The organism is Allofournierella sp. CML151, assembly GCF_027853465.1.
Lineage (GTDB): Bacteria > Bacillota > Clostridia > Oscillospirales > Ruminococcaceae > Allofournierella.
Window position 1 is genome coordinate 1 of sequence record NZ_JAPNNW010000048.1, and the last position, 833, is coordinate 833.

2 protein-coding genes are annotated in these 833 nt (G+C 58.7%); both read right to left on the reverse strand.

The window, feature by feature from the left end; all coding sequences use genetic code 11:
• Window positions 1-327, reverse strand: a 327-nt coding sequence (locus PH256_RS15190) for a hypothetical protein (protein ID WP_270914829.1), incomplete at its 3' end; no start/stop codon positions are given.
• A 19-nt stretch (window positions 328-346) separates the two neighbouring features.
• The coding region (locus tag PH256_RS15195; protein WP_333766451.1) for a hypothetical protein at window positions 347-833 on the reverse strand (487 nt) is incomplete at its 5' end.

The following is an 833-nucleotide window of genomic DNA, read 5'->3' on the forward strand; positions in this document are numbered from 1 at the left end:
ATCATAACCGTACAGGGTGTTGCCGCCGCAGGTCAGGCTCACGGTGTAACCGGTGTCCTTGGCGTTGGAAGCGCCGATCAGGGTGCTCACCACGTCGGTGTCCATGTAAAAGTAAGCAGCCTTGTCGCCGGTGTTCTCCAGCGTGATGGTGCCGGTGTAGGTCTTACCCGGGATCATCTGGGTAAAGCCGCTCATCTGAGTGCTGCCCGAATAGGTCAGGTTGGTGCCGTCGTAGACCACCTTGTCGGCGTCAGCGGCAAAGCAGCCCAGCGCGAATACCGCGCTCAGAGCCAGCGAGAAAAGGCTCGCGATCAGTTTTTTCTTCATCTTCACTGCCTCCTCCCGCTTATTCGGTCACACTGACCAGATTGCCGTTTTCGTCCAGCTCGGCCACAACGCCCCAGCTGGCCAGAATGCCGCTGGCGTTCAGGGCGGCCGCATCCGCGCCCGCAAACTGTACGCCATCCGCCACAGCTTCCAGGTGTACGTTCATACCTGCATACTCGTTGGTCAGGTCAGCCGGGATGCCAATGGTCTCCAGCAGCTCGCTGGTGCTCTGGCCCGCCGGTACCGGATACTTGTAGTAGTACACCTCGGTCTCATCCGAGTTTCCCTCGAACAGCTTTTCGGCCTTGATCCAGTCGGCACTGTTCAGGCCCAGCTCGATATTTCCGGCGGCGAGCTTGGTGGTTTTGTCTTCGCCCTCCGCCCAGTATTTGGTTACGGTAACGCGGATGTAGGCATCCACGCTGCCGGTATTGTCTACTTTATAGCCGTCTTTTACTTCGATCTCGTCTGCCGGCATCAGCGCCTTATCCGTCACCGTGAGGGCA